Below are 14,268 nucleotides of genomic sequence, written 5' to 3'. Positions count from 1 at the left end.
ACACGAGCCTCAAGCTCTGGACATAGACGGATTTCGCGCTGGTCGGTGAGACTGCGACGGCTCAATCAGAGTGTAGGCCAACGAGCCTTGCTGTTAGCACGCCGCGCGCCCGTCAGGGCTGCAGAGCCCACATCAACTCGAATGGAAGAAGGCAGAATCCATTGGCGATGTTCCGTGGCGTCGATTGGCTGTCTGGGTAGTAGAAGTTATCTGCGCCGAATGCCACTTCGCGACAGTGGCATTCATATCGTTCGACCAATCCACACCCCTGAACGCGCTCGACTGCATGCAGATGCGACAAGAGCGCCTCAACCCCCTGTTGCCTCATGTCAAGATGCCCGCGAAGCCTGATTCGTTGACTCATCAAGGATTGCCCGCGTGACGGCGGTCTTCGCGGGCGGTGTCATCTTGGCGGTGGCGAGGGTGATCAGCTCGGTGGACAGTGCCTGGATTTGGCGTTGGACGGCGGCGGGGTTGATGCTGGCATGGGTGTCGCCGAGGATTGCTCGATCCTCGGCGCAGACCCGCTCGTGAGCGAGGGCACGGTGATACGGGGTGGTCGCTGTGTCGTATTTCTTGATCACCTTCGCGCCGTCCCGCACCTTGGACGTCGATTTCTGCTGCGGGCGGAAGTAGTTCGTCAACTGCGACTGCGACACCCAGATCGTGTTGAGTAACACCAGCTCTGCTGGTGTGTCGTACCGCAGGTAGCCGACGATGGTGCGCACCACCGCCCAGTTCTTCTGCTCGACATGAGCGCCGTCGTTGGAGTTTCCGGGACGCGAGCGGGTGAAGGTGATCTGTCGTTTGTCGCACCAGTCGAGCAGATGGTGATTGATGAACTCGCTGCCGTTGTCCAAAGCGCACAGGTTCGGGCCAACGTGTGCGAGGTGGCGCCTGATGTTCACGGGCTGGGCAGACGTGTGGTACCGACGGTGTCGCCGAGGTAGTGCAGGACCGCGCCGCGACGGATGCCGAACGCTGCGGCGACGAGGACGGGATCCATGACGGCGACCAGTTGAGCGAGGCGGGTGGCGCGCCGGGTCGCCACGGTGACCTGGGCGGGGACGAGAGTGCGGGCGAGGTGGTCGATGGAGACAGGGCCACCGGTGGTCTTGCTTTTCTGGTTGACCAGCAGATATGGGCTTGTGTGGTGGTGCGTGTCGCGATAGTGGAGGCACCGGCGCAGTGCTGTGGTGGTGGCCGGGTCGAGCGGGGTCGGCTGGGGGCGGCGGCCGAGGTCGACGGTTGCTGCGGTGAGGTCGATGTCGTCGACCCGCAGCGAACGCAACTCGGTGACCGACGCACCGTGCAGCAGGCCGAGCAACCCTATCGTTGGTTCGTGTGGGTGCAGTTCGGTCGCGCCGCGGGTCCATCGCCGGAACAGGTCGCGTTGGCGCGCATGGTCGAGTACCTGTCCGTGGAAGGCGATGTTGGAGTTGGCGTTCAGTCCGCATGTGGGGTCGGCGAGGATGTGACGGGCGTGGCGGGCGAATCGGAAGAACACCCGCAGGGCGTGGAGGTATCTGGCACGGTTGCTCGGGTTGGTGATGGTAGCCAGGAACGCCTCTACATCGCCGATACCGACCAGCGTCGGATCGGTGACCCCGGGGCGGTTCTCGACCAGGTAGCGCGCCAGATCGCGCACGGCGGCCAGGTTGATCTCGAGTGTGCGGTCGGAGCGGGGTTGGTACCGGCGCGGCGGGCCCGCTCACGCGATTGGAGCTGATTACGGTCGAATGCTGCCGCGATAGGCCGGAATCCGTAGGGCACCTCGGCGACTCGTCTGGCGCGTCGTTCGGCTGCGGCTTGGCCGGCGACGTCGAGGGTGAGGGTGAGCCGGGAATCGACGAAGTACGTTTCCAACGCTCGCGCCAGCGCGCCCACGGCCGGGCCGGGAAGTCGCGCGGCGCGCAGGATGGCGGTGGGTCCGGCGCCCGGACTCGCGGTGAGTATCGCCGCCAGCTGGTGAAGCAGGGAGATGGCGCGGGTGGGCGCCGCCCGCGTTGCGAGGAATTCGCCGAATCCGGGGAACCATTCGGGTGTCGGATCGAGTTGTGTCGCCAGCTTTTCGGTGCACCGATACACCATCGCCGGGTCCGTCTGGTAGCAGCGGGCGCATTGGCCGAGGGATTGGTGCGGTCGCTGCTGCCCCGCACGTGCGGCAGCAGACGATCCGGCGTGGACGGGTCACAGCGGTGGCATGGATCGTCCCGGCTTCGCAGGGCCCGCGGCCCGCGCCACCGGAGCCGGTGGGGTGGGCGTGGCAGCGACAGGTGTGGTGTCGATGTCGAGCAGGTCGTTGGGTGTGCAGTCCAGTGCCGTGCACAACGCGGCGAGAGTGCCGAGTTTGAGCTGCGCGGGTTGTTTGGTCAGCAGCGCGGACACCGACGCCGATGACATCTTCAGGCCAGCTTTCTCGGCGAGCAGCCGGCGCAGCTGGGCGCCGGTCCACACTTCGCGTTGCGCTGCCGCCATCCGCAGCCGCCAGGTCGCCTTCATTGCTGCCCGTCCTCGAGTGCGGTCAGTGTGGCCGACACGGCACGTCGGTAGGCGTCCTCTATGAAAGTCGCCGACGGCCGGACGTAACCCATTGTGGTACCCACCTGCCAGTGACCCAAAAGCTGTTGTATCGCAACGAGGTCCATGCCTCGCTCGTAGTTGTGCGTGGCGCACGCCCGGCGCATCGCATGTGGGCTGAAACGCTCGGTAGGGCAGCGTCCTCGAGATCGAGAAGTCGAGCCAGCCGGTTGCGCACACTACCGCGATGCAACCGATCCCCGGACTGGTCCGGGAACAACACCGCTCCGTCGGCGAGTTTGCCTCGCACATCGGCCAGATACCACCTCAGGATCAGGTCCAGCCCGTCGAGCATCGGCACCCAGCGAGGGCGGGGACCGGATCCTTTGGCGGCCTTACCGAATCGCACATGGATCTTGCCGAACGGTCCTCGGTCGAAGTAGAGGTCGGCGACATCGAGCATCACCGCCTCCTCCGATCTCAACCCGGCGTGGTAGAGCGTGCGGAACAAGGCGTAGTCGCGGCCCGCGCTGCCGAACACTCGTGCCGTGGCTATCCGGTCACGCAGGAACGCGAAGAACGTGTCCAACCGCTGCGGGGTCGGCGGTGGAAGCACATGTGGGGAATCGGTGCCGACATGGCGGGCGGCGTTGAACTCGTCGACCGGATCTGCCACCCGCACCCCGTACATCGCTTCGATCTCGCCGGCCTTACGCGCGCAGAGGAACGTGAAGAACCCCTGAATGTCGAAAGATAGCCCCGTCGTGTCGATGTCGCCATCCCGACCGTCGCCTGCTCGCCGACGACCCGGTCGATGTCGTCGCTATTCCTGGCGGACGCGCCGGTTATCGAACCGGGCAGTGTGGCACGCCACCATCACCGCGGTTCTGACGTCCTACCACGTCGAGCGTGACGGGCACGGTTGGCGTCGGCCGGAGTCGCTGTACGGATCAGTGAAGAAGTCCGCCTCATACGACGGGAGGGCATCGCGGTCGCCCGGTGCACCGTACAACGGCTCATACGGGTCAACCGCTGGCGCGGCGCCGCCAGGGCGACGAAGGTCCGCACCACCACCCCGGACGCATCGGCGCCGCGGGCGCTGGGTCTGTCGATCGGAACTTCCGGATCGATCGGCCGGACGCGCTCTCTGTCGCCGACTTCACGTACGTGCGAACCGTGCCTGGCTTCGCGCACACGGGGTTGGCGATCGATGCGTTCGCCAGCACCATCCTCGGCTGGGAAGGTTCGGCTTCCAAGGAGACCGCATTCGTGCAGCGGTCGGTGAATCAGGCGTGCTCGTTTCGGTTGATGCAGGGGAACCTTCTGCGCAAGAACATCATTAGATGTAGTCGGCCACGTACGACGCCACACGATGTGCCGATCAATTGATCGCACAAATTGCCCTGCGTGCATAAGGCCCGAGACGGTTCACGGACCTTGAGACCCGGTTCCACCCAGCTTCCACTGGCCTACACCCAGCTGTCAGATAGACAATCGATGCTCGCCGAAGAAGGCGCGATACTCCTGGGCGAGGAGGTCGGGCGCCTCCGATGGGAGAAAGTGGCCTCCTCGCGGGAGCACGGTCCACCGCGCAAGGTTCACGCGCCGCTCAACGGCGGCCCGCGGCATGAGCGCAACCTCCTTCGGTGCCACCGCCACGCCCGTCGGGACCGGTATCGAAGGCGTGTCTTGACGTAGCAGCGACCATTCGGTCGGCGCCGGCATACCTGTCGCGCGCACGCCCCCGCCATACTGCTCCTTGTAGAGCCGGAGCGACGAACCGATCGTATTGGTCAGCCAGTACACCGATGCCAGGCTGCACAGGAAGTCGCGGCCGCGGTAGGACATCACATCGCTATTGCTGTCGCTCCAAGCCCGACGCCGAGCCCATATCCACGCCGCTGTCCCGACGGGTGAGTCTGCGAGCGCGTAGCTGATCGTCTGTGGTTCGGTGCTGTGCAGCACTCGATGCGCGGTGATCAGCGGTACTGCCTCCCGATTGCGCGCGATCATCCACTTCTCGTCGGGGGCGTAGTCCTCCTGTCGCACGTCCTTGTAGTGAAACTCTGGCAACAGCAGGATGCAAAAGTGCACAGCGAACACGCGCTCGGGGTACGCATGACCGAGTTCGGCGGTGATAGCGGAGCCCAGGTCTCCGCCGGCTGCCGCGAACCGCTCGTAACCCAGGACCTCGGTCATCAGCTTCACCCAAAGGCGCCCAATTCCCCGGATGTCGAGGCCTGGGGTTCGGAGCGGTGACGAGAAACCATACCCGGGGAGCGACGGGACAACGATGTCGAAGGCCACGTCGTCATTGTCTCGCGTGAGTTCTTCGACTACACCACGCCAGTCCCAGAAGGTCCATGGCCAGCCGTGCGTGAGTATCAGCGGGATAGCATTGGGCCGGCCACTTCGAATGTGCATGAAATGGATCAGCACGCCATCGATCTCCACACGGAACTGGTCGTAGGCGTTCATGCGCGCCTCCGCCGCCCTCCAGTCGAAGTCGTCCGCCCAGTAGCTCACCATGTCGCGGAGCCAGCCCTGTTCGACGCCGTAGTCCCAGTCGGAATTTCCGAAGTCTCCAGGCCAGTTGGTCGCCCGCAGCCTTTGGCGCAGATCGTCGATCCGTTCGTCCGGGATGTGAATGCTGAACTTTTCCGGTTCCATCACCCTCCGTAATGCCAGCCAGTAGTACTCCGAAGTAATCGGAGAAGCGAGAATTGTCTTCGTACTAGCATACTTCCCAGTCAGGAATAGCGAAATAGGTAACGCATTTTCGGAAACAAGATCGCCGCAACGGGTGGCGCTGAAACCGAACTTCCTGCATAGATCAGGAGTTACGGACAACGTCGTTCCGGAGTGCTGCACAATTCGATCTTGTTGTCGCTGTTGGGGGCGAGGCGAACTTTCCTCGAGGTCGACCCACCAGCGACCAAGAACGGCCCTGGAGCCGTCGACGTCGCGTGATTTTGGGAGGTGAAGGGCGGTCACTTCACGAATGCCCCAGGTGCGGTCGCCGAACGGGTGGCGGCCACTGATCATCGTCGACTGGCTCAGCAGAGGACGGATTCTACGAGTCGATCCGGCCATCACGCGACATACATGATCGACTACGCGATAATGTTCTCCGGCACAGTGGACTTCGATCTTCCCCGGCGGCAAGATGCGAACCCTGGCCGTGGTGATCGGCGGGCGTCACGCACGCGTGGAGAACTGCTACGACGAGGACTGCTACGTCGAATCGATCAACATCCGCGCCAAGCGCTCCCAACTCCCCCACCTATGCGACGTTTGCCGTACCGACGAAGGTGTCGGACATACCTGTCGGAGATTCCAGAGCAACGCTCGAGGGGGACCGCTATCCAAACGACACGGACTGGACTTCCTCGAGACAATCGCAATACCAATGATGTCGTCCGTCGGAGCACGCATCGGACCACTCCGCGCATCCGCCACTCAAATGATTTGAGCTTCTGACTCTTTGATCGGTGGATGGTGCAGGCAAGCCCCGGATGACCGGAGCCTCCTGCGTCCACGCCAATCGCAATCAACCGCTCGTGTTGGCCCGTCGATGGGCAGCATCACGCCGGTAAAGTAGCCCGCCTCGTCCGACGCCAGGAACTGCGACCAACCTACTGTCGTCTGGTAAGTGCATGTTTCGACGTCGTCGAAGGAAGATCAAGTGGTCAGGAGATGACCGGCCAGGCGACCTTCTTCAGTTCGAGGTACTCTGCAAAACCGTACTCGCCGAATTCGCGGCCGAGTCCGCTCTGCTTGTAACCGCCCGAGGGGCCGAAGGTGTCGACGCCGCCGGTTCCGCCGTTGATGAGTACTTCACCGGTGCGCAGCCGCTCTGCCACCTGGTAGCCCTTGAGCGAGTCGCGGGTCCAGATCCCTGCGCTGAGGCCGAAGCGGGAGTCGTTCGCGATTGCGATCGCGTCATCGACTGTGTCGAACGGGATGACCGTTCCGACTGGACCGAAGATCTCTTCCTGAGCGATCGTCATGTCGTTCCGGCAGTCGACGAAGAGCGTCGGCTCCACGAAGTAGCCACGCGCGAGATCGCTCGGGCGGCCACCGCCGAAGGCGACCGTACCGCCCTCGTCGATGCCCGACTGCACGCATCGTTCGACGCGATCGCGCTGCCGTGCGCTGATCAGGGGCCCTAGCACCGAGGTCGGATCGGCCGTGTCGCCGATCTTCATTCCTCCGAGGATGGCGCGCACACGCTCGACAAGCTCGTCGTGGACGCTGCGCTCCACCAGCGTCCGGGTCTGCAGGCTGCATCCCTGACCAGCGTGGAGGGTCATATGGAGGACCACCGACTGTGCCGCCGCGTCGAGATCGGCGTCGGCGAACACGATGCCGGCGGACTTGCCGCCGAGTTCGAGGACGACTTTCTTGATCGTGCCCGCGGCTTGCTGCATCACGCGTCGTCCCACATCGTCGGAACCGGTGAAACTCACGACGTCGACGTGTGGACTCGACGTCAGCTCGACTCCAGACGCCACGCCTCCGGAGACGACGTTGAGCACGCCAGGGGGCAGATCCACCTCGGCCGCCAACTCTCCGAAGATGAGACCCACCAGCGGGGTGAGCTCCGATGGCTTGAGCACGGCCGTACAGCCGGCACCCAGCGCCGGGCCGATTTTCATCAGCGCCAAGTGAAACGGGTAATTGAAGGCCGTGATGAGGGCGGCCACTCCTGCAGGCTCCTCTATCACAACGCCTTGACCCACCCGGCTGCCCAACACCGGCGGGGTGCCGCGCACCGGTTCGTGTCCGGCGACTACCCGTTCGGCCATGTCGACGAAGTGCGTCAGGCCCAGGCGGAACTGCATAGCCTCTGCGAACGCGACCGGTGACCCGGCCTCACGGACGAGCAGGTCGACGATCTCGTCCTTGCGCCCCTCGATCGACTCGGCGAGTCTCAGCAGCGCTTTGGCGCGTTCCTTCGGACGCAGCCGTGGCCATGGCCCCTCGTCGAACGCGGTGCGCGCCGCTGCTATCGCGCGGGCGGTGTCACGCGCGTCGCCGTCGACGACCGTGGCGATCACCTCCTCGGTGGAGGGGTTCACTACCGGGATGGCGTCCAGCTCGCTCTCGCTGACGACCCAGTCGCCGCGGATGAACAGTTCCCGCCGATGCGGAATCGTCTCCGACGGTGTGCGGTTCAGGATGTCGGTCACTGTGCTCTTCCTTGCGCCCCGGGTGTCGTGAAGTCGATCACGCCGCGGATCACCTCGCCGTTGTGCATGTCGTCGAACGCGAGGTTGATGTCGTCGATGGCGTATCGTTTCGTCACGAGCTCGTCCAGCTTGAGCTGCCCGTCGGCATACATGTTGAGCAGATGCGGCACCGCGGCGCGAGGTGACGTCATGCCGTACAGCACTCCCTGGATCCGCTTCTGGTACATCGAGATCTCGAATAGGTTGATGGGCGCTCCCACCGCCGCCACTGCCCCCTGCGAGGTCACCACGACGGTTCCCGCCTTCCGAATCGCATTGAACGCGTCGGCGATCTGTTGCCCCTCGATCACGCCCACTGTCACGATCGCGGAGTCGGCACCCTGGCCGTTGGTGATACTGCGGGCGAAATCGGTCGCCTCCGCGATATCCGCGAACGTGTGCGTCGCGCCGAACTCACCCGCGATCTGCCGCTTGAACGGCTGCGGGTCTACGACGATCACGTGCCCTGCTCCGGCGTGCGACGCGCCCTGCACGGCGTTCATCCCGACACCACCGGCACCCATCACTATCACGACATCGCCGGGAGAAACCTGTGCGCCGTTGACTGCTGAGCCCCACCCGGTCGGCACACCGCAGGCGACGAGGCACGCGACTCCCAGCGGCACGTCGTCACGCACCTTGATGAGTGAAGACTCGTCCATGACCTGCCACTGAGAGAACGTGCCGAGCATCGCCATCGTGCCGATGTCGTGCCCGCGGCCGCGCAGCCGGTAGCCACCGTCGAACTGCGCGCCGGTCAGGATGAGCGCACCGTTGTCGCACAGGTTCTGCAGTCCCCGCGCACACCAGAGGCACTTCCCACACGCGGGGATGAATGAAGTCACTACGTGGTCACCCACGTTCAGGGTGGTCACACCCGGCCCGACTTCACGGACGATTCCACTGCCCTCGTGACCACCACAGAGCGGCAGGTTCGGCAATGGAGTGTCGCCGGTCGCGATGTGGTCGTCCGAGTGGCACAAACCTGTCGCCACCATCTCGACGAGCACCTCGCCCGTACCCGGTCCCGCCAGGTCGAAGTCGTCGACCTCCCACTTGCCCGGCTGCTGCCAGAGTACTGCTGCGCGTGTCTTCATCGAACCGGTTCCTTCGTCAGTACGGCCGGGATGTATCCGGCGTGGTTGTCATATCCAAACGTGCAATATCTGCGTGGCCCGAAGGCCACACGTGATACGGCGATGAACGGAGATAAGGTCATTGCTTCCTCTCCAAACGGTTGCTTCGGTTGACTTCTCCTGCTTCAGGTTTGGTGGCTGCGCGTGCAGTCGGGCGCATGTGTTGCGGCGTCGGCCCTGTTGGTTTGGACGCAGAGCGTGCTGCACCCCACCGGCTTCGGTCGAGGCTTTGCGCTGATGCCTTCCGGCCGGATCGCTCTAGGAGAAGGGCGGTCCGTCGTAACACGATGAAGCAAGATCGGTCGTCAAACCATTGCCGCTTGTCCCTTTCTGGATGTTCTCGAACTCTCCGGATCCGCCCGTATAGCTGTAGATCCAGTAGCAGGAGACCGGCGGAGCCGGCTCACCCGGCGTGTAGGTCACCGGCTGAGGTAGTAGCCCGCCTAGGGTCTCGTCCTTGATCGTTCCGTAGGCATCGATCACTTGCTGACGGGTCAGACCTTCGGCAGTGTGCCCGGCGAGGGCCTTGCGGAACATTTCCAGACCCGTCCATGTGCTGGTCTGCCATGTGCCTGTGATCGGCACGTCCGGGGCGAACTCCGCCATCACGTCGCGGTATTGCGCGACCGGCGCGTCGTCGACCCACCAGGGGAACCCGTTCATCGGCCCCGTGAACTTCGCGTCCGGGACTTCGTCCAGGCCCCCGTTCACCGAACCGGATCCCACAACGAATCCGCCGGTGTAGCCCTGCTGCAGGCAGTCACTGGCCATCCGGGTGCCAGTGGCCGCGAAATCGAGCGCCATCCCGATCCACTCGGTGTCACTCTGGTTCAACTTCAGGCACTCCGCGGTGAAGCTGGGCTGCGACCCGGTCACCTTGACTGTCCCTGTGTACTTCATGTCGAGTCCCGGGGCGAGCTCCTCGGATACCTCCCCGGCCTGAGCGCAAGCCGCGACCTCGGCGCACACGGCGAACGCAAGTGACTTGCCCCCGGCCGCCGCGGCGGCCTCGGTATAGCCGGAGTGCATGTACTTGTCGGTGGTGCTCGTCGCGAAGAAATTCGGGAGAGCGCTGAACATCTTCGGATCGAAGCTCTGAGCCTCCAGGACCGCGACGTCGCTGCCCGCCAGGTAGTCCCTGAGACCACTCTCGCTCGCGCCGTCGGCGAACATGAGGGCGATCACGCCCTCCTGCTCGACGAGCTCCTTGACGGCGGTCAGTGCGGTTGCCGGTGTCGCGGCGGTGTCGCGGACGACGATCTCGACGGGTCGGCCACCGATCCCGCCCTCGGCGTTGACCCCTTTCGCCCACGCCTGGGCGACCTCTGCCGTCGGCCCCACCACCCCGGAGGCAAATCCGGTCTGGGCGACCGCGTATCCGATTTTGATCGTATCGCCCTCGGGTCCGCCAGTCGGTGCCTCTCGAGACGATGCGGCTCCAGACGATCCACCGGAACCACATGCGGTCAACAGCAACGCGCCAGCCGCCAGCGTGGCCGCGGCCCGAAGTCGTGACATTTTCATGAAATGCACCTCTCTGTGCATGGGCGCAACCTTCATTGTGTCGCGCGTCGCTCACGTTACACCGAAACTGACTATCAGAAAATGGAAATTGATGAAGGAATTATCGCAACGATTGCTTGACTTGGCCATCCTTCGTCGGAATACTCGGCGTGCATCCTTAGGTGCACCCGGGCGTGCCGTCCGGAAGTGGGTTGGCGAAGTGTGGATGCACGAGGGAGTGCAATGTGAGCAGACGAAGCCGAGGAGTCATTGTGGCGAGGCCGTTCGAACGCTGTCGTGACATCGATCTCGTTGCGGAGTCGCGCAGCTTTCTGCCGGCTCAGCACCGACGGCGCACACACGAAGGAGCTCTGCGATGAACGCCGTTCTTCCGTTCATTGTGAGCGGGATCGCCGCTGGTGCCATTTATGGCATGGCCGCCAGCGGACTCGTGCTCACCTATAAGACGTCAGGAATCTTCAACTTCGCCCATGGCGCGGTCGCTGCTGCGGCCGCATACCTCTTCTACTTCCTCACTCACGAGCTGCAGCTGCCGTGGCTTGCGGCGTTCGTGATCAGCGTCCTGATCCTGGGCCCCGCGCTCGGGTTGCTTTTCGAGGTTCTGGCCCGCTTCCTGGCACCCCAATCGGTCGCCATGAAGGTGGTCGGCACGATCGGGGTCATCCTGATCGTGCAGGGGTTGGCGCGGGTGCTCTTCGGCCCTGATCCGTTGCGGATCCCGCAGTTCCTGCCGAACGGATCCCACACGTTTCGGATGTTCGGGGTGGTCGTCACGGTTGGACAGCTGACCGTCACCGCGGTCGCTGTGGCTGCCTCGGCACTGCTCTACGCCTTGTTCAGGTTTACCCGGATGGGTGTAGCCATGCGCGCGGTGGTGGACGACTCCGACCTGGTCGGCCTGCACGGCGTCAACGCCCGCGGGGTCCGGCGGTTCGCGTGGGTCATCGGCGTGACGTTCGCGGCACTGTCCGGGGTTCTCTTGGCACCGCTGGTCGGGATCGATGCCGTGGTGCTGACCTACCTCGCCGTCCAGGCGTTCGGAGCCGCGGCGGTAGGTGCGTTCTCCAGCATCCCGATCACGTTCGTCGCGGGGATCGGCTTGGGCATCATCGCTGACGTCTCGAAGACGTACGTCCTGCAGGTCCCGTGGTTGTCCGGGCTACCGGCGAGCCTTCCGTTCATCGTCCTGTTCATCGTTCTGCTTGTGACTCCGAAGCGGAAGCTCGCGATGCCCACGGCCGCTAGCCGACGACCGCCGCTGCAATGGCGTGGTCCCTGGCGACTCAAGCTCCTCAGCGGTGTAATCGTCGTCGGTGCGCTGGTGCTACTTCCGATCTTCGACTCCTTGCGGATATCCTTCTTCACCGTCGGCCTCGCACAAGGGATCATGCTGCTCTCACTTGGCCTTCTGGTGCGCACGTCCGGGCAGATCTCTCTCGCGTCTGGGGCGTTTGCGGGCATCGGGGCGGTCGTGTTCTCGCAGTTGATGACCGACTTCGGGCTGCCATGGCTGGTCGCGGTAGTCCTCTCCGGCATCATCGTGATGCCGGTCGGAGCTCTGATCGCGCTCCCCGCGATCCGGCTGTCCACCCTGTTCCTCGCGTTGGCCACCTTCGGCTTCGGGCTGCTCGTCGAGCAGCTGTTCTACCCCACCGAGATCGGGTTCACCACGCTCGCCCAGGGCCGGATCATGCCGCGACCGCCGGGATTCGAGTCGGACTTGAACTTCTACTACGTAGCATTAGCGTTCCTGGTGGTCAGCGCTCTAGTAATGCTGTTGATCCACTCGACCCGCCTGGGCCGGGTACTGCAGGCCATGTCGGACTCGCCCACTGCGGTATCCGTGATGGGCCTGAACACGTACATGACTCGAGTCATTGTCTTCTGCATCTCGGCGTTCTTCGCTGCGATCGCGGGAATCGTCTACGGGGTCTCGGTGAACTTCGCGGTCAGTGGCGACTCCTTCTTCAGCTCATTCAATTCGCTGGTATTCCTTGCGATCCTGGCTATCGCCCCCTTCGCCTCGCCGTGGTACGCCCTGTTCGGCGTAATCCCCCTGATCGTCCAGGCGTACGCCCAGAACGTGTACACCACCTACTGGCTCAACGTCGTCTTCGGCGTATTCGCAGTGCTCACCGCGGCAGTGGGTGGGACGCCCACGATGCCGGAGGCCGCACGGAGATGGTTCGAGCGGGTCTTCGGCGGTCGTGCCACGGCCCCACCGCAAGCTGGGCCCTCGTTCACGCCGGCGAAGCTAGCAGGGCAGGTCTCCGTCGGCGACGGGTCGGGGCTACGCGTCGCTGGCCTCAGGGTGCGGTTCGGCGGCATGCTCGCGGTCGACGACGTTGCATTCGAAGCGCCGCGTGGCCGGATCACGGGCCTCATCGGGCCAAATGGTGCAGGCAAGACCACGACGTTCAATGCAGTCAGTGGGTTGAACCGAAACATCAGCGGGCAGATCAGCCTGCACGGTGTCGATGCCAGCCGCTATGGACCGGCCGCACGCGGACGACTAGGGCTGGGTCGGACGTTCCAGATTCCGCAGCTATGCGAAACGCTGTCCGTGGCAACGAATGTAGCGCTGGGCAGGGAAGCTGGTCAGGCCGGCAGCAACCCGTTCTCCCAGATCGTCGCGACGCGTGCCGAGCGCGCCACAACCCGTCAAGCGGCTTTCGAGTCGATGGAACTCTGCGGCATTACCGACCTCGCCGACCTACAGGCCGGCAGTCTGTCCACAGGTCAGCGCCGCCTCGTCGAGTTAGCCCGTGCGTTGAGCGGACCTTTCGACATACTCCTGCTGGACGAGCCGTCATCGGGTCTCGATCACGAGGAGACGGCGGAGTTCGGCCGGATCCTGCAGCGTGTGGTTCAGGAGCGCGGATGCGGCATCGTGCTGGTCGAGCATGACATGTCGCTGGTGATGGGGATCTGCGACCACATCTACGTGCTTGACTTCGGACGTCTCCTCGAAGACGGCAAGCCCGTCGAGATCGCCGCGAGCCCGAAGGTCCGCGCCGCATACCTCGGCTCCGAGGAGCTCGAACCGGAAATGAAGATCGGAGGGGCAGTGTCATGACGAACATCGTCGAGCAAAGGGTGGGCGACTCCGGCGTGGAAGGCGGACCGGCCGCCCTGAATATCATCGATCTGACCGCGGGTTACGGACGAACAACCGTACTGAGGGGCGTCTCACTCCGAGTCCCTCGAGGGACGGTCGCGGCCCTCGTAGGACCCAATGCCGCGGGCAAAACCACCCTCATGCGGGTCGCCTCCGGTCTGCTTCCGCCGATGTCCGGTTCGGTTCAGATGGCGGGGCGAGACGTGACGAGGGAGGCGCCTCATCGGCGGGCGCGCAGCGGACTCAGTCTGATCCCGGAGGGTCGGGCAGTGTACAAGTCGCTGACGGTGCGCGAAAATCTGCTAATGCAGGCGCCGCGCGGGGGCGTGGACCTAGCGATCGAGGCGGCCTCCTCGTCCTTTCCAGTACTCGGAAAACGGTTGCACCAGAAGGCGGGCACCCTCAGCGGTGGAGAGCAGCAAATGCTGGCGCTCACCGCAGCATACGTGCGTAACCCTTCGCTGATCCTTGTCGACGAGGTATCGCTGGGGCTGGCACCGATCATCGTCGACAGGATCTTCGACTTCCTCCTCGAGCTAGCCAGCCGCGGCGCAGCGCTGCTGATCGTCGACCAATACGTGACGAAGGCTTTGGGGATGGCCGACCACGCCTACGTCCTACGCCGTGGCAGCATCGTCTTCGACGGGGCACCCAACGCTCTGCTCGAAAGTGATCTGTTCGAGCAGTACCTGGGCACGGCCTGAGGGACCGGTATGGTTTGCCGCTGGTTCTGTCAGGG

Annotated in this window: 12 protein-coding genes; 3 read left to right on the top strand and 9 right to left on the bottom strand. The window is 64.1% G+C overall.

The features are described from left to right. Positions 1 to 329: 329 nt before the first annotated feature. The 5 genes from CJ177_RS09005 to CJ177_RS49330 form a co-directional block, all read right to left on the bottom strand. Positions 330 to 860, bottom strand: a complete 531-nt coding sequence (locus CJ177_RS09005; RefSeq protein ID WP_179443178.1) for a hypothetical protein — start codon at positions 858 to 860, stop codon at positions 330 to 332. Between the two features lie 44 nt (positions 861 to 904). After that, positions 905 to 1,648 carry a hypothetical protein gene (locus tag CJ177_RS09000; RefSeq protein ID WP_095867584.1) on the bottom strand — a complete coding sequence of 248 codons (744 nt, stop codon included), beginning with the start codon at positions 1,646 to 1,648 and terminating at the stop codon, positions 905 to 907. Continuing rightward, a complete protein-coding gene (locus CJ177_RS08995) occupies positions 1,570 to 2,091 on the bottom strand; it encodes a hypothetical protein (protein WP_095867583.1) in 522 nt (173 codons plus the stop codon). The genes CJ177_RS09000 and CJ177_RS08995 overlap by 79 nt, the downstream gene beginning before the upstream one ends. Positions 2,092 to 2,190: 99 nt before the next feature. Continuing rightward, positions 2,191 to 2,502, bottom strand: a complete 312-nt coding sequence (locus tag CJ177_RS08990) for a helix-turn-helix transcriptional regulator (protein ID WP_095867582.1) — start codon at positions 2,500 to 2,502, stop codon at positions 2,191 to 2,193. Next, positions 2,499 to 2,648 carry a hypothetical protein gene (locus CJ177_RS49330; protein ID WP_257014444.1) on the bottom strand — a complete coding sequence of 50 codons (150 nt, stop codon included), beginning with the start codon at positions 2,646 to 2,648 and terminating at the stop codon, positions 2,499 to 2,501. The genes CJ177_RS08990 and CJ177_RS49330 overlap by 4 nt, the downstream gene beginning before the upstream one ends. An 871-nt stretch (positions 2,649 to 3,519) precedes the next feature. Between CJ177_RS49330 and CJ177_RS08980 the strand changes: the two genes are divergently transcribed. Further along, on the top strand, positions 3,520 to 3,909 hold the full coding sequence (locus CJ177_RS08980) for a hypothetical protein (RefSeq protein ID WP_095867581.1): 390 nt from the start codon (positions 3,520 to 3,522) through the stop codon (positions 3,907 to 3,909). 93 nt (positions 3,910 to 4,002) lie between these two features. Here CJ177_RS08980 and CJ177_RS08975 read toward each other — a convergent pair whose 3' ends face one another. The 4 genes from CJ177_RS08975 to CJ177_RS08960 form a co-directional block, all read right to left on the bottom strand. Beyond that, positions 4,003 to 5,190: an epoxide hydrolase family protein gene (locus tag CJ177_RS08975; RefSeq protein WP_179443177.1), complete on the bottom strand. Its 1,188-nt coding sequence runs from the start codon at positions 5,188 to 5,190 to the stop codon at positions 4,003 to 4,005. 1,019 nt (positions 5,191 to 6,209) lie between these two features. Next, complete coding sequence (locus tag CJ177_RS08970; protein WP_231914271.1) at positions 6,210 to 7,712, bottom strand: aldehyde dehydrogenase family protein; 1,503 nt, start codon at positions 7,710 to 7,712, stop codon at positions 6,210 to 6,212. Then, on the bottom strand, positions 7,709 to 8,848 hold the full coding sequence (locus CJ177_RS08965; protein WP_095867579.1) for an NDMA-dependent alcohol dehydrogenase: 1,140 nt from the start codon (positions 8,846 to 8,848) through the stop codon (positions 7,709 to 7,711). The genes CJ177_RS08970 and CJ177_RS08965 overlap by 4 nt, the downstream gene beginning before the upstream one ends. 297 nt (positions 8,849 to 9,145) lie before the next feature. After that, entirely contained in the window at positions 9,146 to 10,411 is a 1,266-nt protein-coding gene (locus CJ177_RS08960) for an ABC transporter substrate-binding protein (RefSeq protein WP_179443176.1), read from the bottom strand. Positions 10,412 to 10,766: 355 nt separating this feature from the next. On the opposite strand from CJ177_RS08960, the gene CJ177_RS08955 reads away from it, so the two are divergent. Together CJ177_RS08955 and CJ177_RS08950 are read left to right on the top strand one after the other, a co-directional pair. Further along, positions 10,767 to 13,487: a branched-chain amino acid ABC transporter permease/ATP-binding protein gene (locus CJ177_RS08955; protein ID WP_061042556.1), complete on the top strand. Its 2,721-nt coding sequence runs from the start codon at positions 10,767 to 10,769 to the stop codon at positions 13,485 to 13,487. Further along, on the top strand, positions 13,484 to 14,233 hold the full coding sequence (locus CJ177_RS08950) for an ABC transporter ATP-binding protein (protein WP_095867578.1): 750 nt from the start codon (positions 13,484 to 13,486) through the stop codon (positions 14,231 to 14,233). The genes CJ177_RS08955 and CJ177_RS08950 overlap by 4 nt, the downstream gene beginning before the upstream one ends. Positions 14,234 to 14,268: the final 35 nt, after the last annotated feature.

The sequence above is a fragment of the Rhodococcus sp. ACPA1 genome, from assembly GCF_002300195.1.
Classification (GTDB): Bacteria; Actinomycetota; Actinomycetes; order Mycobacteriales; family Mycobacteriaceae; genus Rhodococcus_F; species Rhodococcus_F opacus.
The sequence above is the reverse complement of the archived record's forward strand: the minus strand, read 5'-3'. Positions and strand labels throughout refer to the sequence as shown.